Source organism: Paenibacillus rigui (genome assembly GCF_002234615.1).
In the GTDB taxonomy this organism is placed as follows: domain Bacteria; phylum Bacillota; class Bacilli; order Paenibacillales; family NBRC-103111; genus Paenibacillus_S; species Paenibacillus_S rigui.
The window spans coordinates 1-26,168 of sequence record NZ_NMQW01000021.1 but is presented as its reverse complement, the minus strand read 5'-3'; the positions used below and the strand labels follow the sequence as shown (position 1 = coordinate 26,168).

The window sequence follows — 26,168 nt, the reverse complement described above, 5'->3', positions numbered from 1 at the left end:
AGCAGCTTTTTTAGGTTCTATTTATTTTCTCCTCGAGTTCTTACGGTACTCGCTGGGCTTAGTCCCAACCAATTTCTCAAATAAGCGGGCAAAATGCTGAGCATCGGAGTAGCCAACCATTTGGCAGATCTCGTACACCTTCAAATCGGTTTTCTCCAGTAGATCCATCGATTTGTTAATCCTAATCTGAGCAAGAAAGTTAAGATAAGTATCGCCTGTCTTTTGTTTAAACAGTTGGCTTAAATAATATGGATTAATGAAAAAGCGTTCGGATAGATCAGCTAGGCTGATCTGATCGTGGTAATGGTCCCTCACGTATTCTTTGATCTGGGTAATGATATCCTTTTTCTTAGGTATTTTTCTTTCCACCTTGAAGGAAATAATTCCTCTAAACACTTGAACCATCCATTGCTCCAATTGCTCCATCGTTCGAATACGCGTAGCATCCTCTGGAGCCAATATATTTTCTCCCAAAAAATTATTTTGCTGCAGCTGAAGGAAGGACATTTTACGTACGCTAGATAAAAGGATGTTCAAGCACTGTAATTGGAGGTCGACTGGACTCATTCCTCTTTCTAACTCCATCTGCCGGAATATTTCACGTACGATACGAACACATTCTGTTTCATCCATATTGTCTAAACCAGATTCTAGTTGAACGATCATATCTTCCGAAATAGAAGGACTCGTCCCCGGCAAGCTTATGATCTCCGGGTAAGGGATCACAACATCCACACCTTTGATAACCTTATAGCTTAAAGCATAGCGTGCTTCCTCGAAAGATCGGCTAATCCCAGCTGCCCGCTCGTGAACGGTTCCGATTCCAACAGTCATAGACAGCTTTAAATCGCGATACAGGCTCTCTCTCAAACGCTGGATGGAACCGACCAAATTCTCATAAGCAATATCTCGATTATGTGCAACAACTAGTCCAATCTGGCCCCTGGAATAACGGAATCTGTATACTTTCCGGTACTGCCCAAATGTGTGATCTATCTGGCGAAATACCGGTTCAAAAACAAATTCTTTAAGGTTCTCAAAGGTATTTCCCAATTCTAACAAGGCACAAACAAAAAAATTACCTTCGATGGAAATAGATGCCATCCGCAATAGTTCTTCGACGTAATCGGTATTTTCACTACCAACGTCAATAATGTCCCTCAAAGAATTTTCCTGCATTCGACTATGGACCTCTTGCCTCAGATTTTCTACTTCCTGAAGCTTAGCTTTTTCCGTCTTGATGACCTCCATAACATTATGAATACAGTCACGCAGCTCTCCTACCTCCACTGGTTTGTTAAGGTAAAATTGAACCCCCAACTGAATGCCCCTTCGGGCGTATTCAAAGTCGGCATAACCGCTTAATATAATAAACTTCGCTTGACACCCCGCTTCTTTAAGCATTCTGATCATTTCTAGACCGTCGGCCCGAGGCATTCGAACATCGGTTATTACTATGTCTGGCTTCTGTTCTTGAATTAGTTTTATACCTTCGAGACCATTGAGGGCTACACCGACTACCTTACAGGCCGAAATATACCGTTTTATCAACACTTGGAGACCGTCCAAAATCCCCTTTTCGTCATCTACCAGAATGACCTTCATGACACTCTCCCCTTTCTATTTAGTTAACAAGCCATTAGAGCTTGGGAATCAGTATCTCTATTGCTGTCCCTTGCCCTTCGCAAGGCAAAATCTTAAGGTGATATCGTTCGCCATAATGTATTTTTATGCGCTCTGCAATATTTTTCAGGCCTAGCCCCTTTTCCTTCGGCCCATCCTCCGATTCAAGCTTATACTTATCCAATTCAGCTTCTTCCAAAATTCGGCTAAGCCCTTCATATTCTTCAACAGACATGCCAAGTCCATCGTCCGAAATTCGAATCAATATCCATCCCTCCTCGGTCCAAAGCCCTTCAATTACGATATTCATCATCCGGTTGTAATCTTGATATCCATGATTGATGCTATTTTCAACAATGGGTTGAAAAACAATGGGAATGATGTTGCACCGCTGCATCTCATCGGGAATGCGGATATCCAGGCAGAACTTGTCGTCAAAACGAATATTCTGTAGCTTTAAATAATTAACCGTGTACTCAACTTCGTCCTTAATAGAATGCCGCCTTCCTTCTTTGCCCAATGCTAATCGGAACATTCTTCCTAGGATCATGATCATGTCGGCGGTCTCTTCATCCTCATTGACGATCGCCTTCATGCGGATCGATTCCAACGTATTATAGAGCATGTGAGGGTTAATCTGGTTCTGAAGGGCAATAAACTTGGCATGACGGCGCTTTATCTCAGCTATATAAACTTCCTCTATCAAGGTTCGAATGGTGGTAATCATTTTGTTATAGCTACTAACCAGGCACCCGATTTCGTCATTGGACTGCTCACTGTGGATTGGTTTGTATTCTCCTGTTTCTGCCTGCTTCATGCTTCGGCGTAAGGCTTTGATTGGTTTGGTAATGGTATAACTCAATGTTATTGAGATAATCATCATAATAAGGCATGTGATTACAATTACCATGACGGTCACAACCTTCATCTTGCTTATTTTCTTCAGTAATTTATCACGGGAAATTTCAGTCTTGATAATTAGATTACCTAGCTCGGTTTGGCCAGTGAGAACAATTTTTCCATCCGTACTCGAACCACTTGCAAACTCCTTACCGGACTCCATTATTTTTTTCCATGATTGTTTGCCACTGGCCGCATCAGAATGGTAAACAATTTCACCGGAACTATCCCTTATGTCAACGGCTATTCCATACTTTTCCTGAACATTGAGAAAATCTTGTCCAAGAGGAAGCAATGTATACGGGTCAATATCAATAAGAAGCAGCCCGGCATAAGTACCATCATAATTTAGAAGCACTCTGCCTATCGTGACCAGAGCACCTTGTCCTTTATCCTCGTAATATGTGCGGTCGTGTAAGCCCGTAATAAAAAATGTATTGTCTGAACTTTGAAGTCTTTTGTACCATTCCTTAGTAACTAACGCATTCATGTTTACCATGCTAGTTGCACTACCGTACTGGTAAATACCGTTGTCGCGGCTGATCAGCATCACATTAACAATTTCTGGTTTCAACATAGCAAGTCTCATCAACAATCTCTGTACGGTAACCTTCTGAATAATCAACTCATCCATAGTCAACTTCCGCTCTTCACCGAACTTGAAAATAATATCATTGTCAACCAATACCGATTTGGTAATCATGTCGTATTCTTTAGTGAAATTATTTAGCGAAACCTCGATCTGGGAAGTATACAGCGATGCAAATTCTTGAGCGGATTCCTCCAAACCCTTGACCCAATGTTGGTAGATGATAGCACTTACCACCATCAACGGAACGACTCCAGCCAGTAGGTAACCTGCCAACAATTTGTTGTGGAGCTTCATATTTCTTACAGACAAAGCCGCTTTTGAGAACCATTTGATATGCCCCATTGCAAATCCATCCTCAATTGTAATTTGGCCCATGCTTGATCCGTAACCAGAAAAAAATGATCCGATTAACATACCCGCTCTTTATTTTTGTATCCGCTTACATTAATGATATCCTTTGCATCAATAAGTGATCAAGGCGAGCTAATATTAATAGTACCTAATAAAACATGTCGTTTCAATAAATTCATCTTGTTAAGAGGAAGTGAATTTCCCCCAACAAGAAGAGGCTCTTGGAGAGCCTCAATGGATCTGGTGATTGTTTAATTTTCTGTAGTTCGAAGATAGTATAGCGGTCACTTACCTAGATAAACATTCCGCCGTCTACTTTGATGACTTCTCCGGTCACAAAATGCGAATGGGCAATTATAGAGTACGCTGTTTCCGCCACATCTTCAGGAGTTGCAATTCTGCCGAGTGGCGTCCCCTCTGCCAGTCTCGTTATATGATCCTGCTGCCCTTCAACCCAACGGGTTTGAACAATCCCGGGTGCAACACTATTTACACGGACCTCGGGGGCCATGACACGGGCAAGCGATTTTGTTACGCTTATGGCAGCGGCTTTCGAGGCTGCATAAGCGATTGAGCTACCCAATCCCGTCAATCCTGCAACTGACGTAATGTTGACAATACAGCCGTTCTGCTTTTTTAATTCGGATGCTGCAGCTCGACAGCAGAAGAAAAGCCCCTTAACGTTGACATCCATCACCTGGTTCCAATACTCTTCCTTCAGTTCTTCAAGGTCTGCATGGTTGACAAAATTAGTCACTCCTGCATTATTGACCAATATATCCAATCGACCAAAAGTAGCCACGGTTTCTCTAATCATTTGCCGGACTTGAAAATCATCCGAAACATTAGCTTTAAACAGCAGGCTTTTAACTCCTAAAGCTTCAATCTGCTTTCTCGTTTCCAACGCTTCAGTTTCAGATTTTGAGTAATTAATTGTAATATGAACCCCTTCCTTGGCTAAACGAAGGGCAATTGCTTTTCCAATACCTGTAGCGGAACCCGTAATAACAGCTACCTTTCCTTTCATGGTCTGTCCTCCTGTATGTGTAATAAATCTTAAGATTTTCTTGAATTTCGAAAGTGTTCAAAACCTGATCTATTTGCACCGTATATAAGCTTACCATAGACAGCTGTACCACTAATTTATTGGGCCGCTACCATATTTATATTCAATATAATTACACTACTGCAATGTTTCCTTCAGCAGGAAGGGTCTGACGATAATTATGGATATACTAACCAAGATATTGGGATTACTAGTACCGAAGTGATCATCCCCGCCATGCACATGGAAAATCCGCTGATGCTGCCAAGCAGATCTGATTCACGAATTAATCTACCCGTCCCAATTCCATGGGAAGAAGTTCCCACTGCAATGCCAATGGAAAACGCATCCCGTATGCCAAAAAGCCTTAGTACCTCGGGACCAATCATACTACCAAGCAAGCCGGTTAATACGGTGAGTACGGATCCCAACTCTGGAATCCCCCCCAAATTACGGATAATTTCAACAGAAATGGGAGTAGTTACAGACTTGGGCATCATGGTAACCATAATTTCTCTTGATTCGCCGAACAGCCAAATCAATGCTGAGCTGCTGGCGAGGCCCATAACTGAACCCGCAAAAATCCCAGCCAATAATGGAGCTATCTTTTCTTTAAATTTTTGCACGTTCTTATAAAGCGGAACTCCCATTGCTACAGTTGCAGGTCCGAGGAAAAACTCAATGAAACTTCCCCCGATTTGGTAGTCCGAATAAGAGACTCCGCCAATAAGCAAAACAACTACAATCAAACCTGAGCATATAAAGAGCGGATGAAGCCATTTAATAATACGATTTATGCCAAGTGAAAATACGTATGCCAGCACAGTCAATGATATTCCAAATATTGGGCTTTGTGCAACCGAAGATAAACTCACGTATTTTCCCTCCTTGCTGAAAAGTGCGAAGATGTAGAGTTAATTTGTTTTGTACCTTTTACGCTTCTGCCATTTAGCGACTTCACTGTCCATCCAGCAGAAAGTAGTACAGCCAACCAACTAAGAAAAAAAGTCACAATAATTGAAATAACATGCCCCCGAACCAATGGCAGGATGAACACTGTTCCTGCGACTATAGGAGCAAAATACAACAGCATATGACGGTTCAAAAACGTCGCTGCACTTTCAACCCACTTCAATTTAATTAATCCCATGAATAAAAATAAAGTAAATAAAACGAGACCGATTACATTAGAAGGAAGAGGAACATGTAATACTTTTTGAATGAACATTCCAACCAAATAAAAAACAAGTAAAACTGCAAACCCTTGCATACTACACCTCCATTAAGCACAACCATGCTGTTTAGTAGAGAAATTCTTGAACGAGTCCCAGATTTTCTTTAAAGTCACACCTTTACAGAGTCTAAATATATGTTGTTCATAATAATGAACAACGTTCATAATTATGATAATAATCATATCACCTGGTCAAAGTTCAGTCAATTCCCTCCATACAGTATTCTGCTCACGAAAAATCCCCTTCAAGCTAACAATAAGAGTCATTCTCTTAATTGCCTACCAGAAGGGGATATACCATAAAATGTATCAGCAAAGGGCTTTTTGTTATCTTTTTTTATTTCACTCAGATTATCTTGTTAAATGCCAAAGACTATTGAAAATTCAACTTTGCTTAAATTATACAAATTTACGTGAAGTCTTTATTTTTTCATCAACCATAAGTCATAACTGACAGAAGTCATCATCATGTTCTACTTAATGATTAAATGATATTTCTCAATTTTAGCCTAACTATCTCTAATGCTTCCATCTGGTTTTTAGTATCTAATTTTCGAAAAGCATTAATTAGTTCTACTTCATTTGGACTTAACTCGGATGAGGAAAAAATCGCTTCTGTTTTATAAGTATCGGTTCCCTTTAACAGCCGCTCTAGTGAACATCCAAACCTCTCGTGAATTGAAATAACGGTATCAATTGCGGGCTTACTTTTTCCGGCTTCAATATCACTTAAACTTTCTTGAGAAACACCAATCATCCGAGCAAACTCAACTTGATTGAGGTTGTTATGGAATTTAGGAGTTAAATATATAATGCCTACCCTATGAACTAAAAAATCCCGATGTATCAAGGCTTTGAGCCACATCGGGACTGACTTTGTTGGGACAAATCTATGTTACAAATCGATGACAAAACAAATTACAAACGGTGACAACCTGAATTACAACTCACATCCGAACTATTATTGTTTAGTTAAACTCCCCGCTGCCGCATCGCCTCGAACAGCACGACCGTTGCCGCCATCGCGGCGTTCAGCGATTCCGCCTGTCCGCGCATCGGGATAAGAACATGCTGCGTAGCCAACCCGGCCACAGCCTGTGACACGCCTTGCCCTTCATTGCCGATGACGAACCACACATCCTGGGTGAAGTCATAGTTGTAGCAGCTCGTCGAGCCCTGCAAGCTCGTCGTCACAATTGCGACTCCCTGCGCCGCAGCCTGCGGAAGGGCCTCCAGCAGCTCGCCCTGGGCAATGGGCAGGTGAAACAGCGATCCCATCGTGGAGCGTACGGTTTTCGGGTTGTACAAATCAACCGTGCCGCGGCCAAGCAGCACGCCGGTGGCACCTACAGCGTCAGCGCTGCGGATGATGGTCCCGAGATTCCCCGGGTCCTGAATACCATCGATGACGACGACCAGCCCCGGCCCCTCCCCCGTATCCAGCAGCTGCTCCGCCTGCCAAGCGAGCTTAGGCAGCACCGCCAGCAACGCTTGAGGCGATTGCGTATCCGTGCATTTGCCGAGCACCTGCTCGGTGACTGCAATGCACTCGATCCCCTGCTCATGAGCCTGCTCCAGCAGCTCCTTCGGAAGAAGGTGAACCCGCTCCTCCGAGTATACAATCGTCTCGATCGGCACAGTGGCAGCCATCGCTTCCTGAACCAGGTGGACGCCTTCAATCACGAATTGTCCCTGCTTGTCCCGACCTTTTTTCTCTAATAATTGCGTCCATGCTTTCACTCTTGCATTATGGACGGATGTAATAACCGAATCATGTATCATAAGGATATACTCTACTCCGCAAATGTTTTTTCGAAATTTTGCAAATCTACATTTTTGCCCACCACGATCAGAATGTCATCCTCCTTGATCAGATCCTCCGCCGAAGGGGCAATATTCATTTTATCACCGGTTTTGATGCCCATTACATTACAGCCGTACTTGGCGCGAATGTCCAGCTCACGCAGGCTTTTGCCAACCATGGACCGCGATGCCCGTACTTCTACGATACTATGGTCATCCGAAAGCTCGATATAATCAATAATACTGGATGAGATCAAATGATGGGCGACACGCATCCCCATATCGCGCTCCGGGTAGATGACTTTATCGGCACCGATCTTTTTGACGACCTTGCCGTGCAGCTCATTTTGCGCTTTGACGATGACTTTCGGCACACCGATTTCTTTAAGAATAATCGTCGTTAAGATGCTGGATTGGATATCCTGTCCGATCGCCACAATGACCACGTCAAAATTGCGCAGTCCCAGCGCCCGCAGCGCATCCTCATCCGTAGAATCCGCTTGGACGACATGGGTCACGATGTTGGATATTTCCTGTGTCCGCTGCTCACTGCTGTCAATCGCTAATACTTCAAAGCCCAGCTCAGACAATGTTTTGGCAATACTGATGCCGAATCGTCCCATGCCGATGACCGCAAATTGCTTTTTCATGTGAGATTCACTCCTTACCGATTTCCTTCGGGAAAAGCTTGTAGTAAGCATCAAGGATAACTGGCTTCGTCTGCTGCCTGCATCCTTTTATTATACCATAATTTGAACCGATCATAACGCAAGCATGATTCCAGGACAAATGGAGCATAGTAATCAGGTAAACCATGAGATGAAAAGCGAGGATACTATTCATGAACTTAAACCTTAGACAAGCCATCATTCAACGAGTAACGGACAAGAACAATGAGGAGCTATTCGGGGTGATTGAGGATTCCATTGGGGGCCAAGAGCAGGTGCTGCCCGGCTTAGGGGTGCTGTTCGAGATTATTTGGCAGAATAGCGAAGCGGAGGTTCAGAATCAGCTGGTGACCACGCTCAAAGAACATTTGAGTTAACTTTTATTATTGCTGCTAAAAACGCGCTCTGGCTAAAGAATGGGCTATCCCATCCGCTTTAGTTCAGAGCGCGGTATTTATTAGTCCAGCATACCTTTTACAAGACCCGTCGGCATGGCCTTCGGTTTTTCGCAGGTGCTCTGCATCAGATAATGCTTGCCCTGCTCGGAAGCATCATGGAAGCCATGCATCGCCTCCAGGATGTGATACGCCAATTGTCCGTTTGCCCGGTTCAACCGGCCGTTTCGGATCGCATACGCCATGTCCAGTACGCCCAGCCCGCGGCTGTTGACCGCATAGCCATGGGTTAACGGGATTTCACTGAACTCCTTCGCATCGCTGCGACGAAGCAGGACAGGGCCGCCGAATGTATTCGGATCGGGAACGCTTAACGTGCCTTGACTGCCATAAATTTCGATTCTCGGCAATTGACTGCCCCCGAATGCATCGAAGCTGGTAATTATTGTCCCGATAGCCCCGCTGTGGAAGTCCAAAACTCCAGCTACATGCGTGGCGGTTTCGACTTTAATCGTCTGTCCGAATTTCGGCTCGCTCATGATCGTCCGCTCCGGATACGAAATACGCGCCGAACCCGTTACTCTCGCAATCGGTCCCAGCATAGCGACCAAGGCGGTCAAATAATACGGTCCCATGTCGAACATCGGACCGCCGCCGAGCGCATAATAAAACTCCGGGTCCGGATGCCAATGCTCGTGGCCGCGGCCAATCATGAATGCGCTCGCAGCTATCGGCGTGCCGATCCAGCCGTCCTCAATCAGCTTGATGCAGGTTTGAATCCCTCCGCCAAGGAACGTATCCGGCGCACTTCCGACCAGCAGTCCTTTTTGTCTAGCTACAGCCAAAATTCGCTGCCCTTCTTCGCGGGTTACGGCCAATGGCTTCTCCACATATACATGCTTGCCTGCTTCAAGCGCTTGAATGCACACTTCCGCATGTGCCGCAGGGATCGTCAAGTTAATGATGAGATCGATATCCGGGTCGGCCAGCAGCTCGCTGACAGAGCACGCTTTGGCAATACCATATTCTTCTGCGCTGGCTTGGGCACGCGCCACGTTCAAATCGGCGCAAGCCGTCACTTCCAACGCGGAAAATTGACTGCAGTTTTTAAAATAGATGCCGCTAATCTTACCGCAGCCGACGATACCTACTCTGACTTTTTCCATTGCTTTTCTTGTCCCCCGTTCCAGGTTTGATAATTAGTTGCTGTCGCCCATGCCTGTATATTTCACGCTGCCTGCGCCTGCACTAGCGGCAAGCGATTTGCCTTCAGCCGTCCAAAGGAAGCCGCGTCGCATCATCAGCTTCACCTGCGGCATATCGACGATATTCGCTTGATGGCCCAGCGAGTTGTAATACACACGTCCTACGCCCCAACGCTTGGTCCACACCACGGGCATATCCACGGCTTTATTCAATGAATGCGGTCCTTCCACAACCGGAAACCGGGTTGTCGCCAGCACTTCCACCGCAGGATCGACGTGCAGGTAATACTGCTCGCTTTTCACCGCAAAATCCTCAATACCTTCCACCAGCGGACTGGAGGTGTTACAAATATTAACGGTGTACTCGACGCCGTCATTGCCCGGATGCGCAACCCACTGCCCCCCGGTCATGAACTGCCAATCCACATTGTTGCGGAACGAATCGCACATCCCGCCGTGACAGCCTGCCAGGCCAACCCCGCTTTGAACCGCTCTAGAGACGTTGCCCGCCTGCTCTTTGGTGATTTCCCCCATCGTCCATACCGGCACGATCAGGTCCAGCGCCAGCAGCTTGTCACCGTCCGAGAAAGAATCCAGCGTATCGGACACCTCGACCTCAAAGCCCTCTTCCTCCAATACGGAACGGAAAATTTCAGATACTTCCTTCGGCTGATGCCCCTGCCAGCCGCCTTGCACGATCAGTGCTTTTTTCATGCCTTCTACACGCTCCTTTGTCTTCGTTCCATGACCCTGCAAATTCGGGAAACCGTCTTGTTTCTTCTATTAATATTAAAAATCGCGTAAGGTTACAAACCGTGCTGCATCATGCTACACTTCGTCAATACGGACCCAGCGCCGCTCTGCGATGGAACGGTCAACGGCCTCCAGCACTTCCTGGCACTTCACCCCATCGACGAAATTCGGAACCGGCTGGCGATTCTGCTCCAGCGCCTGCATCAGCTCCACAACCTCATGGACAAACGTATGCTCGTAGCCGATCGTATGTCCCGCAGGCCACCAGGCGTCCATATAAGCATGCGCCGGATCCGTCGCCAACACGCGGCGGAAGCCCTGTACATCCTCCGCATCGTCAGTGAAATACACCTGAAGCTCATTCATCCGTTCAAAGTCGAACTTGACGCTGCCTTTGCTGCCGTTAATTTCAAAAGCATTCGTACAGCGGTGCCCCGGCGCAAAACGCGTCGCCTCAAAGCTGCCAAGAGCTCCGTTCTCGAAGCGGCTCAAGAACAGCGTCGCATCGTCTACCGTGACCGGCCCTTTGGGCGCATCCTTGCTGCCTTTGGCGCTGAGGCCTGTCATCGAGGTCGGCATCGGCCGCTCTTTGACGAAAGTTTCGCTCATACCGATCACTTCACTCATGCCGCCGATCAAATAATGCGACAGGTCAATCAGGTGAGCGCCAAGATCTCCGTGGGAGCCGGAGCCGGCAATTTCCTTCTGCAGTCTCCAGACGAGCGGGAAGTCCGGGTCCACGATCCAGTCCTGCAGGAACCACGCGCGGAAATGATAGATTTGACCGAGCCGCCCTTCGTCAATGAGCTTCTTGGCCAACTGCACAGCCGGCGCAAAACGGTAGTTAAAGCCGACCATATGCTTCACGCCCGCCGCTTCCGCCGCTTGCAGCATGTCGCGCGAATCCTCCAGCGTGAGTGCCAGCGGCTTCTCGCAGAACAGATGCTTGCCCGCCTTCGCTGCGGCCAGCGCAATTTCCTTATGCGCATCGCTCGGCGCGTTGATATCGATCACATCAATATCGTCCCGCTGCAATAGCTCCCGCCAATCGGTCACATAGCCTTCCCAGCCGAACTGCTCTGCCGCCTGGGCCACGCCCGCTTCGTCGCGGCCGCAAATCAGCTTCATGCCGGGCTTCGCCACCTTCGGAAAAAACATATGTAAATCACGGTACGCATGGCTGTGCGCCTTGCCCATAAACTTATATCCAACCATCCCAATGTTGATTTGCTTCATCTGCCTGCTTCCCCCATTCAATAGTTTGAAAATCCGGTGTACTCTACGCCGGAATTGCGCGTCCTAGCTCCGCCTGCCGCAAGATTGACGGATAACCAGCTCCGTATCGACCTTGACTTGGAACGTCCCTTTGGAAGCAGCGTCCCCGCCAATCCGGGACAACAGCTTCTCGGCTGCCAGACTGCCCATCTCGTAAAAAGGAACCGCCACGCTGGTCAGCGGCGGATCGGTCACTCGGGCGGCGTCGGAATTGTCGTAGCCGACAACCGCCAGGTCCCGTCCGGCCTCCCAGCCCAGCTCGCGCAAGCCCTGCATCAGACCGATCGCCATCCGGTCGTTGGCCGCGAACACCGCATCGATCTCGTGACGATGCTCGTAGATCTGGGCGGCTGCCCGATAGCCGCTGGTGCGGCTGTAGTTGCCTTCATAGTACAGATGCGGCGAAAGCGCATCCATCCCCCCCGGGAGCAGCCCCGCTTCGCGCATCGCCTGCCGGTAGCCCTCCAAGCGGTCGCCGCTGCTTGAAAATTGCGGCGAGCCGTTCAGGAAGGCAACTCGCCGATGCCCCCGGTCCAGCAAATGCCGGACTGCAATATAGCTCCCCGTCTTGTGATCTGCATCGACTTCATTGAACTGCTCGCCTCTGAAATGCTGATTCACGAGGCAGAAGGGATGCCCTCCCTCCTCCAGCCGCTTCAGCTGCTCCAGCTCGCGGGGGGTATCGGTAGCACCCAGAATAATGCAAGCGTCCACCTTTTGCGAACGAAACATATCGATGTAATCGCTTTCCTCATCCGGGGAACGCAGCAGCAGCAGCAGGTCATAGCCCTTCTCCTTCACCTTCGCGCCGATCCCGCTCAAAATTTCAGAGAAGAAATACGTAGAAAATAAATGAACCTTCGGAACATAAGGAAGAACGACGCCCAAATTGCCGCTCCGGCGGCGGGCAAAGTTCTGAGCAATAGCGTTGGGATGATAGTTTAATGTCTTGGCTGCTTCCAGCACCCGCTGCTTCGTCTCCTCTTTCATCGGCCCTACGCCGTTGAACACCCGGGATACGGTAGCCTCGGATACGCCCGCCAGCTCAGCGACTTCCTTTCTTGTAACGATAACGGGAACCCTCCCTTCGGAAAAATAACTGTAATGAAGCCAAACCATGGTTCATAGCTGTATAGGAAAGACATCATAGACATGATTTAGGCTCTACAGTCTTATGAATGAAAATGTACACGCGTTCATTCTCTCATGAGGGAGCTGTTCTGTCAATTGCATTTTTGGCTATAATCACCCTTAGACAATGAATCTCACTACAGCTCAGGTGTGCATTACGGTAACGGATAAAGGGAGAGGCATTGCAGGAGAGCACGAACGAATATTTGAACGGTTTTATCGTGGGTAGGACCGGCCTTCAAACCTGAAGCCGGGTCCCGCACCCGCGCACAGTCCCTCCGCTCAGGAAGACTCTCCGTTTCGGGAAATCAGCCTCGCCTTGCCCATCGCAGCGCTCGCCAGCAGGCTGACGGCAACCAGCAGAGAGGCGAACAGAAACACATCATGAAGCGCTCCGCTAAAGGCTCTTTGCAATTCCTGCAGGGCGGACTCCGGCAGCTGGAGCCGAAGCTCCCCGTTCAATACCGTTTCGGGATCGGAGAGCCCTTGGATGTCCAGCCCTGCCGCCTTCGATGCCTCTAACCGGTCGGCGATCCCCCTTGATAGCATCCCGCCCATGATACTGACGCCAATGGTGCCGCCAACGGACCGGAAAAACTGGTTCGACGATGTTGCCGCCCCGCGCAGGCTCCACTCGACGGCATGCTGCGCCGCCGTTCCAAGTGCCGGAAACACCGCGCCCGCTCCGAACCCGGCAACCAGCATATATATGACGATTTCCAGCGTTGTTGTATCCATATCCATGCGGGAAAACAGCAGAAAGCCGGCCAGCGTGCAGGATAAGCTCATCACCAAAATCGTGCGGTAGGAAACCTTCATCATCCATCGCCTGCACCCTGTCATTGTGACAACCGTCGCCAGCATGAACGGCACCAAAATATAGCCGGTCACCACGGAGCTAACCCCGATCACCCCCTGCACGAACAACGGAATATACGCGATAGCTCCGAACAAAGCCGCATTGATAAAAAATCCGGCGATATGGCTGCAGGTCACCGTTCGAAGGGTAAAAAGCCGCATGGGCATCATCGGCTCCTTCGCCTTGGCCTCCACCCAAATAAACACCCCGAGAAGCGCTCCACCCGTGATCCATAAGCCCAAGTTGACGGGGCTGCCCCAAGCATACTCGTTGCCTCCCAGCACCAGGGCGAGAAGCAGCGCGACGACACTGCCGGCAAAAGCGGCCGCTCCCGACCAGTCGATCTTCGGTCTGCTGCGCAGAGGCTGCGTTTCCTTCAAAGCAGCAGCCAGCAGGAGAAGCGCGGGCAGGCCGATGGGCAAATTCATGAGGAAAATCCACCTCCAGCTCCACGCGGCCAGCAGCCCCCCAAGAACCGGTCCGCCTATACTGGAAGCGGCGAACACCGTACTGAACAAGCCCATAAATTTTACCCGCTGCTCAGGCGGGTAAATATCTGCGATGATCGTGAACGCGACCGGCATCAAAGCACCGGCGCCCAGTCCCTGAATACAGCGAAAGGCGATTAACTCGTACATCGAATGAGCACAGCCGCATAATAACGATCCCAGTAAAAATAAAGACAAACCGCCCAGGAAAACGCGCTTGCGTCCGAAGAGGTCGGCAAGCTTGCCATAAATAGGCATCATGACTGTCGAAGCAAGCATGTAAACGGTAAACACCCAGCTGTAAAGAGAGAATCCCCCCAGCTGCTTCGTAATCGTAGGCAGCGACGCCGCTACAATTGTTTGATCCAAGGAAGACAGGACCAGACCCAGCAGCAAGCCTGCCGTCACCCATTTCGTATTCGTTTTTTCATTGGACAAAATGATGCACCTCCGAATATAATCGACACAGTGTCGTTTTAACAATTCTGTGTGGATTATATTAAACGGCATAGCGTTGACCTTCAACCGTCAAAAAATGAAGAAGTATCGCATAATTGACACCTCAGTCCAGACTGTTGAACATCCTCTACATAATAGACACATAGGAGGACAAAAGGATGAATAATGAAGCTTCAACCGACCTTCGAATCCAACGGACCCTGCGCGCCATAGATGATGCCTTCATCTCGCTGATGGGTGAGAAGGGCTTTGACAAGATGACAGTGCGCGATATTACCGCCCGCGCTGTGATAAACAGAGCAACGTTTTACCTGCACTATAAAGACAAGTACGATCTTCTGGAGAAGCTTACCGACCACATGCTGGATCAGCTGCAGAAGGCGATGCAGCTGCCGCCTGACTTTTCGGCGGAACAACTCAATATGAACACCGATGAGCCGCCGGTTTCATTTATCCGCCAATTCGAGCATATCTCCACTAACGCCACATTTTATAAGGTTATGCTAAGTCATAACGGCATCCCGGGCTTCGCCGAACGAATGGAGGGGGTCATCCGGTTGGCGCTGTTCGAAAGGCAGACGCTGGCCCAACCCGATGAACAGCACCTCTTGCTTCCCCGCGAGTTCATCATCCGCTACGCGACAGCCGCCCACATCGGTATTATGAAGCACTGGCTGGACCACAATATGCCTTATTCCCCCACTTATATGGCTCTGCAGCTGAAGCGTCTGCATCTCCTTGGGCCTACGCACTTGTCGCTCCAGCCGGATCTCGGTCCACCGCGTCCGTAGGTCCGCTTCTACGCGGCTGTTTGCCACAGGTAACCTGGTTTGGCACCGGCCCGCTCCTCCCTCCCGTCTCCGCCGCAACTCCGCAATGCGGTCACCTGCGCCTCCCCGGCCGCACATCTTGCTATTCCAGGCCGGAATCGACTATGCTTGAACTAACTATGCTGATAATCAAGGAGCGTGTTCGATGTGAAGCTGCTTGTGGCCGAAGACGATCTTTCCGTTTGTGAAATGCTGCAGCTATTTTTCCAGAAGGAGCAGTATAATACGACATTTGTCCATGATGGATTAACCGCTCAGCGTCGGCTGGAGCAAGAAGACTGGGACTTTGTCATCCTCGATTGGATGCTGCCCGGCAAAGACGGCGTAAGCCTGTGCCGCGATCTGCGCAAGCAGCGGGAGACGCCGATCATTCTGCTCACGGCACGCGATCAGGAGCAGGACCGGATTCAAGGACTTGAGCTGGGGGCAGATGACTATGTCACAAAGCCTTTCAGCCCCATGGAGCTTATCGCCAGAATGAAAGCCGTGCTCCGCCGTTACAAAGCGAGCGGCACCGCAGGCTCCGAGCTTCAGGGCACTTCCTCATCCGAGGGGGGCGAGGAACCGGATAACGGCTTTCAGACGCTTAAGCACAAGCACATTACCATTCAGCTTGAAGCCCGGACGGCCATCATACAAGGTCATGTGATTACGAATTTAACGCCCAAAGAATTTGAACTGCTCTGCCTGTTCGTCCGTTATCCGAAGAAGGTATTTACCCGCGAGCAGCTGCTCGAGAGCATTTGGGGATACGATTACCTGGGGGAAGAACGAACCGTCGATGTGCATATCAAACGGCTGCGGAACAAAATCTCGGTGCCGGATTGCTCCCTGATCGTGACGGTATGGGGTGTAGGCTACAAGCTGGAGGAATAGTGCATGAAGGTTCAGGGTCAACCGGGATTTCGTTACCGCTTCACTTTTTTTGCAAGGCAGTTTGTCAGCCATTTGATGGTATCCCTGCTCATTCTCGGCGCGCTGGCCTCCGGCTTCGTCTATTTCATGAAGCAGCAGGCGCTCGAGCTCGAAACCAGTGAACTGACTAGCGCCGGCAAAGGCATCGTGAGACTCCTGGTCAAGGAGGACGTGGAACCTACCGCTGCCATCCAGGCCTATCGTAATCTGCTGAGCGAACGAAAAATTTCATTCATTCTTCTGGATAAGTCAGGCGAGATCGTATACCGCGATCCGAAAATGCCTGCTCCTTACCGGGAGAAGCTTTTTTTGGACGACATGCGGCAGCGAATTTTTACAATGAAGGATAACGAGAGCTTTATATTGAACAGCACGGATAACGAGCCTCTGGTCGTCGTCTCCAAGCCGATCCGGGCTAAAAGCTTGAAGGGCGACATGTTCTTATTCGTCTTTTCCCCGCTGCAGGGCTATGAGGTAACGCTGCAAACGTTTAACGAAGCCCTGATCTACATGGTGCTTATCGTCTTTGTGCTGGCCGTGCTGGTCAGCTGGCTTTTTTCCCGCAATATGAGCAAAAGCATCCGTGCCCTCCGGCGGGCCACGCGCCAGATTGCCTCCGGCAACTATGCCTCCAGACTCCCGGTGCAGCGCTCGGACGAGCTGGGGGAATTGTCCGCCGATTTCAACACGATGGCGATCCGGCTGGAGGCAGCCTCCAACAAGCTGCAACAGTACGAGAACCGCCGCCGCCATTTTATTATGGACGTCACGCATGAGCTCCGGACCCCGCTGACCTCCATTCGCGGCATCATCGAGGGCTTGAAGAACGGCCTCGTGACACAGCCGGAGGACAAATACAAGTACTACGGCATCATCGAAAAAGAAACGTTCCGGCTCATCCGCCTGATTAACGAGCTGCTCGATATGGAGAAGATTGAAGCCGGCATGATCACCCTGCACAAAAAACGCAACGCGTTAAGAGACTTGTTGGAAATGATAGTGGAATCATTGGAGGTTCTTATCGAAGCCAAGCACCTGCGGATCGATATCGACTGCGATCCCGATCTGTCCGTGTACGGCGATTATGACCGCCTGACCCAAATTCTGATTAATCTCGTGAAAAACAGCCTGCAATTTACGGAATACGGCTCCATTCGTTTGAAGGGCTCGGACAACGAGACGGAAACGATGATAGAAATCACTGATACGGGCCGAGGGATGACCCCAGAAGAATTGTCGCTCATCTGGGAGCGATTTTACAAAGCCGATCCTTCCCGCACCAAAAGCAGCAGCGAAACCGGTCTGGGCTTGTCCATCGTGAAGCAGCTGGTCGAAGCGCATGAAGGCACGATTACCGCAGAGAGCACGCCGGGAATCGGCACCACCATTTATATCACACTGCCCAAAATGAATTCGCAGCTTCCCCTCCCCGCAGCTCAGGAGGAGACAAAGCCGGCGAAGGGAGGGGCAGAGTAAGCCCATAAGGTTGTGTGGCTTGCCGCATGAATCAGCGGACCGCCGTCGTGCAAGTGTCATTCTGCTCGTGGGGGCAGCCCGAGCGGGGCCCCCTTCCCTTCCATCCAAAAAGCCCTTTCACAGGGCTCTTTGGCTTGTTGTCCTGCAAGGCAGAAAGCAGACTTTTCCTCAAATCCGCCCGTAGGCCCTCGCATAACGTGCGATTTTGCCGAAAATTCGTTTATCCTTCAATTTGTTGAATATATACGGGTCAGGGCACGTATTGGCCTCAAGCACCCACGGATGAAGCTGGCGGTCCAGCGCCACGTCGAGCCCGATTTCTTTGATCCCGCGAAACTGCCTGTGCAGCTGCTTCGCCGCCATCGTCCCCAGCTTCTTCAGCCTGGATACGAATACCCGCTTTTGCTTGTCGGGCATATAAGCTGCCAATAGCGTCTCTATGGGCGTGATTTTGCCGCCGTTATGGACATTGGTCACCACCTTGCGCGGGTCCCCTACCCGTCCGATGACCCCTGTCGCCTCCCATTTGCGCTTAGGGGATTGCTGGACCATAACGCGGATATCGAAGCGTCGTTTGCGATACCTGGTCAGGTGGATTCCCTTCTGGACAAGATAACGTCTCCGTCTTGTATGCTTGCGGATCGATTCGAACATCGGATCGAAGCTGGTAAAGCTTCTGACCTTCAAGCCGTTTTGATAACGGTATCCCCCGCCGTTTTCCTTCATTTCAACACGCATGACCCCGTTACCATAGGTGCCGACATCCGGCTTCACATACACCATCTGGTACCGGTTCAGCATCTCCTTTAACGTTTCCCGCGTCATTTTGCGAGTCTCGGGTATATTCGAGCGCAGCTCCGCCTTCTTCCACAGAACCCGTGTTTTTTTCCATTTGCTCATGACATGTCTTGCTCCCTTGCACCTGTTCATATTATCCACCTTTCTTTTTTTGCTTTGCAGCAGCCGAGCGGTAGATGCTCTGCAGCCTCGACGCTGTCGCCTGCCAGCTGAACAGCCGCACACTGTCTTTGCGCGCCATGGCCCCCAGCTGCCGCGTCAGCTTCCGGCTTCCCGCCAGTTTGACGATCGCCTCCGCGAAGGCTCCCGCATGTTTGTAATTGCGGACAAGCAGACCATTGCGCTGATGCTTTACAATCTCTTTAATCCCTCCGTTGTCGGAAGCGATAACGGGAAGACCGGAGGCCATCGCTTCCACATTGACCAGCCCGAAAGCTTCATGTCCCTGTGAAGGGCATACGAAGCAATCGGCACGCGCATAAATCTTGTGCATCCGGCGATGCGGAATCGTTCCGAGAAACGTCGCGCTGACGCCAAGCCTTTTGGATAAGGAGCGCATTTGCCGCCCGTAGCCTTTGTTATTCGAGCCTCCGGCAATCAGCAGCTTCAGGCGGCTCGATCGTTTTTTGGCCAGGTGTACCGCTTTCAGCAGGACGGGAATGCCCTTGCGCGGAATGATTCTGCCAGCAAACAGCAGTGTATAGCTGCCGGCCTGCTTTCGCTTTGCCGGGCGGAAGCGCTCCACATCCACGCCGAGCCACACTTTACGAATGCGTCCGGCAGCTCCGGGGAAACGGCGGGACAGCTCTCTTTTAAGGGAGGCGCTGTTGGCAATGATCAAATCCGCCTTGCGTAAATAAACCGCTCCTTCCTTGCGGGATAAGCGCGGAGAAGAAACAAAGGTAAGGGAATGCAGGAACAAGGAAACCGGTGTATGGGGAAACATTTGCTTGATAGCATGGAGAAAACGGGGACGGTTATCTATCTGGATCCAATCATAGCTTTTGCCGGAAAGATAAGACTTTACATGGGACAAATAGGTCTTGGGGCTGCCCGTCGGCACGCGCACAATGTTCACGCCCCCGATGACCGACCGCTTCGGGTAGCTGCCATGCTTGCGGCTAATGACGGTAACCTCGTGCTGACGAGCCAGTTTCTTGGCGATGGCAAAAATGCATATTTCCACGGAACCCCCCATGACCGGCGGGACCGGAATTTGCTCGGGTGCAATGATCAGGATTCGCATGGGACAACACGCCTGCCCTTCGAGGTAGTTGAAACACCATATTGTATGCTTCAACCCGGGCTATGGTTAAGGGCAGACGCCTATCCTTAAAGAACCGGTCGCGAGGTACAACAGCAGGTCAAGGTCCTAGGCAGGGTGGGCTCAGGATTTCGTTTTCGTACGAAGATCGGCAATTTCGCCTTGTACGAAGGCATCCGCGTCCAGCAATGCAATAAGCTGATGCGCCGTCGCCTCCGGGGTCTGCAGCTCCCCTTGCTCCTTCAGCAGGATGAAACGGCCCCGCTGCGGAAAATCCTCCGCAGCCGTCGCACGGATGCTCTGCTGCATGTCCGTGTCAACGACACCCGGTGCGATAGCATACATCTCGACCGGGTACGTCTGTGTCTCCTGCTCGACGCCGACGCAGCGCGTCAGCATGTCAAGCCCGGCTTTGGCCGTGCAATATGCACCCCAGCCGGGATAAGGCTTCCTGCCCGCGCCCGAGGAAATGTTCACGACCCGCTTGCGGATCGGCAGCGCTTGCGTCTGCCGGATGAAGCTGTTCGCCAGCAGCATCGGCGCGACAAGATTGACCTGCAGGCTGCGCTGCAGGTCCTCGGGAGCCACCCGGCCGATGGTGGTCATCGGCTCGAGCGTCCCTGCATTATTGATGAGCGTGACGGAGTCCGCTGCATCGAGCTGCATGGCGCCGAGGATCTGCGCCAGGAGCGAATCCAGCGCTTCCGTCTGCGCGAGATCGTGCGCGTGAAACGTAAGCGAGGCGCCTTGCGGAAGCGCCGGCGGCCGCAAGCTCTCCCGGGCGCTGCGGGCGATGCAATGTACCGCAGCGCCCTGCTGCAGCAGCTGCGAGACGATCGCGGCGCCAAGGCCCTTCGAGCCTCCTGTGATGATGTAGTAATGCATAACAGCCTCAACCTCTTTTCCATTAAAATGTTCGTTTCCCCTTATGGTAGCACACCTCCGGTTGTATCGTGAAATCGATCCCGCTTTCCCGGGCCGCTATGCGGCTGTGCCGTCCTTCACAAAGGCCTTCGCTTGTCTGAGTAAAGGAGATAGCCGTTTTGTGCAGAAAAATAGCCATTATCTGCATTAAAGCGGCTCCGGGACCGCGATATAATATATAATGTAAGCGCATTCATAATGTGGGTGCATACACCCAGCAATCCCAATTATTCAAGGAGGCTGTTGCTATGCTCAAATCCGTTCCTCGCTGGAAAAAATCGTTCTGCTTCATCGCACTAGGCTCTCTGCTCCTTACCTCCCTTGGCCTCCCGGCACCTCCCGCCGCTCATGCCGCTGTGGCCAGGCAAATGGAAAAGCTCGACCGGGGGCTCGTCGCTGTCAAGACCGGAACCGGTGTCCTGATCAGCTGGAGGCTGCTTGGCACGGAGGCATCCAGCGTGTCCTTCAATCTGTACCGCAACGGTGTGAAGCTCAATGCCTCCCCCATCACATCCAGCACGAACTACCTGGATACAGCAGGAACCACCAGCTCCAGCTATACGGTCCGCGCTATCGTAGACGGCACGGAGCAGGCTGCTTCGGCAGCGGTCACGCCATGGGCTGCCAATTATTTGGACGTCCCCATTCAGCAGCCTGCTGGAGGGACCACGCCGGATAACGTCGCCTATACCTATAATGCCAACGATGCCAGTGTCGGCGATTTGGATGGCGACGGCCAGTACGAAATTATTTTGAAATGGGACCCGTCCAATTCCAAGGACAACTCGCAGGACGGTTATACCGGCGAAGTGTTTGTCGATGCCTACAAGCTCAACGGCACCCGGCTTTGGCGGATCGGTCTAGGTAAAAATATCCGTGCGGGTGCGCACTACACCCAGTTTATGGTTTATGACCTGGACGGCGACGGGAAAGCCGAGATTGCCATGAAAACGGCAGACGGCACGAAGGACGGCACCGGAGTTACCATCGGCAGCTCCACTGCGGATTACCGCAATTCGACGGGCAGAGTACTGAGCGGCCCCGAATATTTGACGATCTTTGAAGGAGCCACCGGCAAGGCGTTAACGACAACGAATTACGATCCGCCCCGGGGTACCGTCAGCAGCTGGGGTGACAGCTACGGGAACCGCGTGGACCGCTTTTTGGCCACCATTGCTTATCTGGACGGACAAAGGCCCAGCCTCGTTATGGCCCGCGGCTATTATACCCGCACCGTATTGGTCGCCTACAATTGGCGCGGCGGAACGCTCTCCAAGCTGTGGACGTTCGACTCCGACACCTCCGGAAACTCCGCCTATGCCGGACAAGGCAACCATAACCTGACGGCCGCAGATGTCGATGGCGACGGCAAGGATGAAATTGTGTACGGCGCAATGACCATCGACGATAATGGCGGGAAGCTGTATACTACCGGGCTGGGCCACGGGGATGCCCTTCATGTCGGGGACCTGAACCCGAACAATACCGGGCTTGAAGTGTTCAAGGTAATGGAGAACACGGGAGCCACTTACGGAGCAGCCGTCTGGAATGCGGGTACCGGCGCTATTCAGTGGGGTGTTTACACAGGCGCCGACACCGGAAGAGGCATGGCTGCGGACATCGATCCCAGATACCCGGGTGAAGAGGTGTGGGCGACCAACGGCGTCGGATTGTATCAAATTAACGGCACGAAGATCAGCAGCACCATTCCCTCTTCGGTTAACTTCGGCATCTGGTGGGACGGCGACTTGTCCCGCGAGCTGCTGGATCATAATTGGGACGGCTCCAAGGGCGTAGGCCGGATCGATAAATGGAATTACACCACATCCAACACGACGACCTTATTGACAGCTACAGGCACCTTGTCCAATAACACAACCAAGGGCAATCCGAGCCTTCAGGCCGATCTGCTCGGGGACTGGCGCGAAGAGGTCATCTGGCGCAAGTCGGACAATACCGCCTTACGGATCTACGCGACGACGGACGTAACGAGCACCCGTCTGTGGACTCTGATGCATGATCCGTTGTACCGGTTGGACGTGGCCTGGCAAAATGTCGCCTACAACCAGCCGCCTCATACGAGCTTCTATCTCGGCACCGGCATGGCGACACCGGCACAGCCCAATATTTACGTTACCCCGTAACGTTTGAAAGACATCCTGCTTCCTTAAGGGAACGGCTGATTCTACGGCCGCTCCCTTTTCCTCATTCATCCCTGTTGGAAAAGCCGTATTTCCGAAAAAGAGCCGGAGGCTTGCCATAGAACGCAGCAAACTGCCGCGAGAAATAAAACGAATGGTTATAGCCCACCTCCTCAGCGATTTCAGCAATGCTTTTAGACGTCGTCTCCAGCAGCTTTCTCCCCTGTTGAAGACGTATTTTGTTTAACATGTCCATCACGGATTCGCCGGTCTGCAGCTTGAATAGGTGGGTGAACCGGGAAGGCGATAAATTCACCAGCGCCGCCAAATCCGAGACGCGGTACGGGCGATAAAATTGCCTCGATATCAGCTCGATCACCTGCTCCACACGCGGATCCATTGATAGCTCCGTCCGTCCGGTCCGACTGTTTTTTGAAATTAAGAGCAGAATCTCCTCCAACGCGTTAACCGCCAATTTTTCCGCAAAAGCATTCGCTTCCTCGTTATAATGAAGCAGGCTCCTGAACGCGCGCCTCAAACGCAAGCTTTCCTTATTGCCGGAAAAACGGGCCCAGCGGATCCCCTTGATCGCTTCCGGCAGCTGCAGCAGCGGCACCCATTCCTCCTTGGGGACAAAATGACACCAATAAAACTCCCATATCGTATTTTCCGGCGTTCCATAATAATGCGGGGTTCCGGGAGTAATCAGCGTGATGTCACCCTGCGGGCATTCACAGGAATCTTGTCCGTTGTGGAATACCCCCTTTCCCTGTAAGGTAAAGGTCAGGTAAAAATCCTTCGTTCCTCTGGACCGCTTCACCTTGTAGCCGTGAGGCCGACGATACCGGCCGGACAGCAGCCTTCCGGGGGTGGTCGTCCGGTTTTCCCTGGCAGAACCATATATCCAATCGGACACGTCTATCCATTCCTCCCTTTAAGTTCCTCTCCCTTCTCTCTACTAAAATAATACCCAAAATTGTTAATATAAGGTACATTTTTTGATGCAAAAAAGCGGATTTGAAGCGGTGCCTTTTGAGGAAGTTACTGATGTATTGAACTACCGTGCCCGGCAGCTTAACGGCATCCACGATTTGACGCCAACTTCAATAAAAAAAGAGAACAGGTTACCCGTGGCAGTCTGCTCCCTGGTTATCTTTGATGCCTCATACTTCGATATAAAAGGAATAATAGAACATCACTTCACTAAGCTGCATTCCGTTTGAATGCGCGCACCCCAAATAGATATGCGACGATCATTATCCCTAAACACCACGCTAAAGCGATCCAGATATCATTGCCTACCGGTTGACTTGACAATAGGAATGATGACCATGAATTGCTTTTCCCATCCCGATCCCCCTTTTACTTTTTTTTGTCCGTGCCCTTTTTCATGGTCTTGTTGCCTTCCTGGTCAACAGATTGTTTATAGATGTCAGCGTAAGTTTTTGAATCTTTGATTAGATCATCGCAGAAAGCCGCCACGTCACTGCCCGTCACTTCGAGCACGCCTTTCCCCGAAGCCGCACCCTCTTCGAAAAGATTAACAATCCCCGCGAGCAAGCCGGTCCCGTCGGTCAGCTCGACAGGGCCGACCTTAAAGAAATATTTTTGAATCTCTTTATAAACAATCTGATAATCTTGCGGGAGCGCTTTGACACGCGCCACATGCGCTCGCCACTCTTTTTTGCCTTGGATGATATCTTGTATTCTCATTTTACCCGCTCCCTATTTACCTAATTTTTTAGCGATATTATTGTTAAGCTGCTCACGCCACTTGTCGCGATAAGACTTTGCCCCTTCTGCACCGGTCAGGGCTGAACAGAAGCCTTTGATATCGTCACCCAAAACCTCATGGACACGCTGACCGTCCGCCGCCGTTTCTTCGAGCAGACCAAGCACACCATCAAGAATTGGCATGAGGTTGCGGCCGGTAAAATCCGAATGCGGCCAGAGATTGGCATTAATTTCTTTCCATGCCGCTTGATAATCAGCTGGCAGCTTTTGGGCTCGCAATTCAAAAGTTTTCATTTCTTTTGTCATGTCGCTGCCAGTGATTTTTTCCCAAAAATTCATTGTTTTTTCTCCTTTAACTCGTAAATTTTGGATGATACGAACTCCCATTTTTCCCAGAACCTCCGCAACTCCTCGCGCCCCGCGCCGTTGATCGCGAAAAACTTTCGCGGCGGTCCCATGTCGGAGGGTTTCTTGGTGATCTCCACCAACTTGTTTTTTTCAAGCCGGATCAGAATGGTGTACACCGTTCCCTCCACAACATCTGTGAAACCTAGAGCGTTCAGCCGCCGCGTGATTTCGTAGCCGTAGGTTTCTTTGCGGCTTATAATCTCAAGTACACAGCCCTCAAGCACGCCTTTGAGCATTTCCGTTAGGTTTTCCAGTACAATCACCCTTTGCTATTCTGTATGACTGGTATCATGTATTACTTACTACTGCTATATAGTAACACGAAGTAGTTAGTCTGTCAATAGCATTGCTCTGACACAGATTTACATTTTCAACTATCTTGACTGTTAACTCAAGGAAAAATGGACATTCATTCCCTTTCGCAACCGCCGTGGCAGCAGCTTCCTTGATTACTCTCGGTACAGTCCCCGCTAATTGTTCGCGCGCATCCGATTCGCCATTACTCAAACTTTTGAGTATATCGAACCTGCGTCCTTCTCTGATAGTATACAAATTATAAAAATTAACCTGATCAGTCAGGGCAAATATGGAGGTAATACGAATGAATTTTAAAGCAATAGTATTAAGTTTAGCGGCAACGGCAATATTAGCGATGCCAATAGGAGCCCAAACAAAGGCGGCAATCGATGATGCTCCTCATCCGCCTCACCCTATGCTTACGAAGGTCGATGATGCTCCTCACCCGCCTCATCCTATGCTTACAAAGATCGATGACGCTCCCCATCCGCCTCATCCTATGCTTACGAAGGTCGATGACGCTCCTCATCCGCCTCATCCTATGCTTACGAAGGTCGATGACGCTCCTCACCCGCCTCATCCTATGCTGACTAAGGTCGA

At 50.6% G+C, this 26,168-nt stretch carries 27 protein-coding genes and 1 pseudogene; 7 read left to right on the top strand and 21 right to left on the bottom strand.

Annotation, left to right across the window (positions count from 1 at the left end; translation table 11 throughout):
- Window positions 1-21: 21 nt before the first annotated feature.
- From CF651_RS15015 to CF651_RS14980, 8 genes are all read right to left on the bottom strand, one after another.
- Entirely contained in the window at window positions 22-1,605 is a 1,584-nt protein-coding gene (locus CF651_RS15015; RefSeq protein ID WP_094015683.1) for a response regulator, read from the bottom strand.
- Between the two features lie 34 nt (window positions 1,606-1,639).
- Window positions 1,640-3,457 (bottom strand): cache domain-containing sensor histidine kinase, encoded by a 1,818-nt coding sequence (locus CF651_RS15010; RefSeq protein ID WP_094015682.1) that lies wholly within the window; start codon window positions 3,455-3,457, stop codon window positions 1,640-1,642.
- A 301-nt stretch (window positions 3,458-3,758) separates the two neighbouring features.
- Window positions 3,759-4,493, bottom strand: a complete 735-nt coding sequence (locus CF651_RS15005) for an SDR family NAD(P)-dependent oxidoreductase (protein ID WP_094015681.1) — start codon at window positions 4,491-4,493, stop codon at window positions 3,759-3,761.
- A 197-nt stretch (window positions 4,494-4,690) separates the two neighbouring features.
- Window positions 4,691-5,386, bottom strand: a complete 696-nt coding sequence (locus CF651_RS15000) for an LrgB family protein (RefSeq protein ID WP_094015680.1) — start codon at window positions 5,384-5,386, stop codon at window positions 4,691-4,693.
- Window positions 5,383-5,781, bottom strand: coding sequence for a CidA/LrgA family protein (locus tag CF651_RS14995; RefSeq protein WP_094015679.1), 399 nt, complete (start codon window positions 5,779-5,781; stop codon window positions 5,383-5,385). The genes CF651_RS15000 and CF651_RS14995 overlap by 4 nt, the downstream gene beginning before the upstream one ends.
- A 448-nt stretch (window positions 5,782-6,229) precedes the next feature.
- Entirely contained in the window at window positions 6,230-6,595 is a 366-nt protein-coding gene (locus tag CF651_RS14990) for a helix-turn-helix domain-containing protein (protein WP_179232821.1), read from the bottom strand.
- A gap of 122 nt (window positions 6,596-6,717) precedes the next feature.
- Window positions 6,718-7,527: a TrmH family RNA methyltransferase gene (locus CF651_RS14985; RefSeq protein WP_094015677.1), complete on the bottom strand. Its 810-nt coding sequence runs from the start codon at window positions 7,525-7,527 to the stop codon at window positions 6,718-6,720.
- 11 nt (window positions 7,528-7,538) lie between these two features.
- The gene (locus CF651_RS14980; RefSeq protein ID WP_094015676.1) at window positions 7,539-8,249 is read right to left on the bottom strand and encodes a potassium channel family protein; all 711 of its coding nucleotides are present in this window, start codon (window positions 8,247-8,249) and stop codon (window positions 7,539-7,541) included.
- Window positions 8,250-8,389: 140 nt separating this feature from the next.
- Between CF651_RS14980 and sspI the strand changes: the two genes are divergently transcribed.
- A complete protein-coding gene (sspI, locus tag CF651_RS14975; RefSeq protein ID WP_094015675.1) occupies window positions 8,390-8,593 on the top strand; it encodes a small acid-soluble spore protein SspI in 204 nt (67 codons plus the stop codon).
- Between the two features lie 80 nt (window positions 8,594-8,673).
- Here the strand turns inward: sspI and CF651_RS14970 are convergent, their stop codons facing one another.
- The 5 genes from CF651_RS14970 to CF651_RS14950 all read right to left on the bottom strand — a co-directional run bounded on the left by CF651_RS14970 (window position 8,674) and on the right by CF651_RS14950 (window position 14,760).
- On the bottom strand, window positions 8,674-9,777 hold the full coding sequence (locus tag CF651_RS14970) for a Gfo/Idh/MocA family protein (protein ID WP_094015674.1): 1,104 nt from the start codon (window positions 9,775-9,777) through the stop codon (window positions 8,674-8,676).
- Between the two features lie 33 nt (window positions 9,778-9,810).
- A complete protein-coding gene (locus CF651_RS14965; protein ID WP_094015673.1) occupies window positions 9,811-10,530 on the bottom strand; it encodes a ThuA domain-containing protein in 720 nt (239 codons plus the stop codon).
- Between the two features lie 114 nt (window positions 10,531-10,644).
- On the bottom strand, window positions 10,645-11,805 hold the full coding sequence (locus CF651_RS14960) for a Gfo/Idh/MocA family protein (protein ID WP_094015672.1): 1,161 nt from the start codon (window positions 11,803-11,805) through the stop codon (window positions 10,645-10,647).
- 63 nt (window positions 11,806-11,868) lie between these two features.
- Window positions 11,869-12,963, bottom strand: a complete 1,095-nt coding sequence (locus CF651_RS14955) for a LacI family DNA-binding transcriptional regulator (protein WP_179232820.1) — start codon at window positions 12,961-12,963, stop codon at window positions 11,869-11,871.
- Between the two features lie 294 nt (window positions 12,964-13,257).
- Window positions 13,258-14,760, bottom strand: coding sequence for an MDR family MFS transporter (locus tag CF651_RS14950; RefSeq protein WP_245855922.1), 1,503 nt, complete (start codon window positions 14,758-14,760; stop codon window positions 13,258-13,260).
- A gap of 179 nt (window positions 14,761-14,939) precedes the next feature.
- Between CF651_RS14950 and CF651_RS14945 the strand changes: the two genes are divergently transcribed.
- The 3 genes from CF651_RS14945 (at window position 14,940) to CF651_RS14935 (ending at window position 18,002) form a co-directional block, all read left to right on the top strand.
- Window positions 14,940-15,572: a TetR/AcrR family transcriptional regulator gene (locus CF651_RS14945; RefSeq protein ID WP_094015670.1), complete on the top strand. Its 633-nt coding sequence runs from the start codon at window positions 14,940-14,942 to the stop codon at window positions 15,570-15,572.
- A 186-nt stretch (window positions 15,573-15,758) separates the two neighbouring features.
- Complete coding sequence (locus CF651_RS14940; protein ID WP_094015669.1) at window positions 15,759-16,487, top strand: response regulator transcription factor; 729 nt, start codon at window positions 15,759-15,761, stop codon at window positions 16,485-16,487.
- Between the two features lie 3 nt (window positions 16,488-16,490).
- Window positions 16,491-18,002: a sensor histidine kinase gene (locus CF651_RS14935; protein WP_094015668.1), complete on the top strand. Its 1,512-nt coding sequence runs from the start codon at window positions 16,491-16,493 to the stop codon at window positions 18,000-18,002.
- 168 nt (window positions 18,003-18,170) lie between these two features.
- Here the strand turns inward: CF651_RS14935 and CF651_RS14930 are convergent, their stop codons facing one another.
- From CF651_RS14930 to CF651_RS14920, 3 genes are all read right to left on the bottom strand, one after another.
- Window positions 18,171-18,902 (bottom strand): YheC/YheD family protein, encoded by a 732-nt coding sequence (locus CF651_RS14930; RefSeq protein ID WP_245855921.1) that lies wholly within the window; start codon window positions 18,900-18,902, stop codon window positions 18,171-18,173.
- Between the two features lie 31 nt (window positions 18,903-18,933).
- Window positions 18,934-20,046, bottom strand: a complete 1,113-nt coding sequence (locus CF651_RS14925; protein ID WP_094015666.1) for a glycosyltransferase family 4 protein — start codon at window positions 20,044-20,046, stop codon at window positions 18,934-18,936.
- Window positions 20,047-20,187: 141 nt separating this feature from the next.
- Complete coding sequence (locus CF651_RS14920; RefSeq protein WP_094015665.1) at window positions 20,188-20,949, bottom strand: (S)-benzoin forming benzil reductase; 762 nt, start codon at window positions 20,947-20,949, stop codon at window positions 20,188-20,190.
- Window positions 20,950-21,236: 287 nt separating this feature from the next.
- On the opposite strand from CF651_RS14920, the gene CF651_RS14915 reads away from it, so the two are divergent.
- Complete coding sequence (locus tag CF651_RS14915) at window positions 21,237-23,132, top strand: rhamnogalacturonan lyase (RefSeq protein ID WP_179232819.1); 1,896 nt, start codon at window positions 21,237-21,239, stop codon at window positions 23,130-23,132.
- A 61-nt stretch (window positions 23,133-23,193) separates the two neighbouring features.
- Here CF651_RS14915 and CF651_RS14910 read toward each other — a convergent pair whose 3' ends face one another.
- The gene (locus tag CF651_RS14910) at window positions 23,194-24,045 is read right to left on the bottom strand and encodes a helix-turn-helix domain-containing protein (protein WP_094015664.1); all 852 of its coding nucleotides are present in this window, start codon (window positions 24,043-24,045) and stop codon (window positions 23,194-23,196) included.
- 85 nt (window positions 24,046-24,130) lie between these two features.
- On the opposite strand from CF651_RS14910, the gene CF651_RS31945 reads away from it, so the two are divergent.
- Window positions 24,131-24,352, top strand: coding sequence for a hypothetical protein (locus tag CF651_RS31945; protein WP_144029052.1), 222 nt, complete (start codon window positions 24,131-24,133; stop codon window positions 24,350-24,352).
- Here CF651_RS31945 and CF651_RS32850 read toward each other — a convergent pair.
- The 4 genes and pseudogenes from CF651_RS32850 to CF651_RS14895 all read right to left on the bottom strand — a co-directional run.
- Window positions 24,333-24,449, bottom strand: a pseudogene (locus tag CF651_RS32850) (ABC transporter permease); the annotation flags it as partial. The gene CF651_RS31945 and the pseudogene CF651_RS32850 sit on opposite strands and share 20 nt — an antisense overlap.
- 42 nt (window positions 24,450-24,491) lie before the next feature.
- Window positions 24,492-24,842 (bottom strand): DUF1048 domain-containing protein, encoded by a 351-nt coding sequence (locus CF651_RS14905; protein WP_094015663.1) that lies wholly within the window; start codon window positions 24,840-24,842, stop codon window positions 24,492-24,494.
- Window positions 24,843-24,854: 12 nt separating this feature from the next.
- Entirely contained in the window at window positions 24,855-25,202 is a 348-nt protein-coding gene (locus tag CF651_RS14900; protein ID WP_094015662.1) for a DUF1048 domain-containing protein, read from the bottom strand.
- Window positions 25,199-25,507 (bottom strand): PadR family transcriptional regulator, encoded by a 309-nt coding sequence (locus CF651_RS14895; protein WP_094015661.1) that lies wholly within the window; start codon window positions 25,505-25,507, stop codon window positions 25,199-25,201. The genes CF651_RS14900 and CF651_RS14895 overlap by 4 nt, the downstream gene beginning before the upstream one ends.
- Before the next feature lie 365 nt (window positions 25,508-25,872).
- On the opposite strand from CF651_RS14895, the gene CF651_RS32665 reads away from it, so the two are divergent.
- Window positions 25,873-26,168, top strand: a 296-nt coding sequence (locus CF651_RS32665) for a hypothetical protein (protein ID WP_218827850.1), incomplete at its 3' end; no start/stop codon positions are given.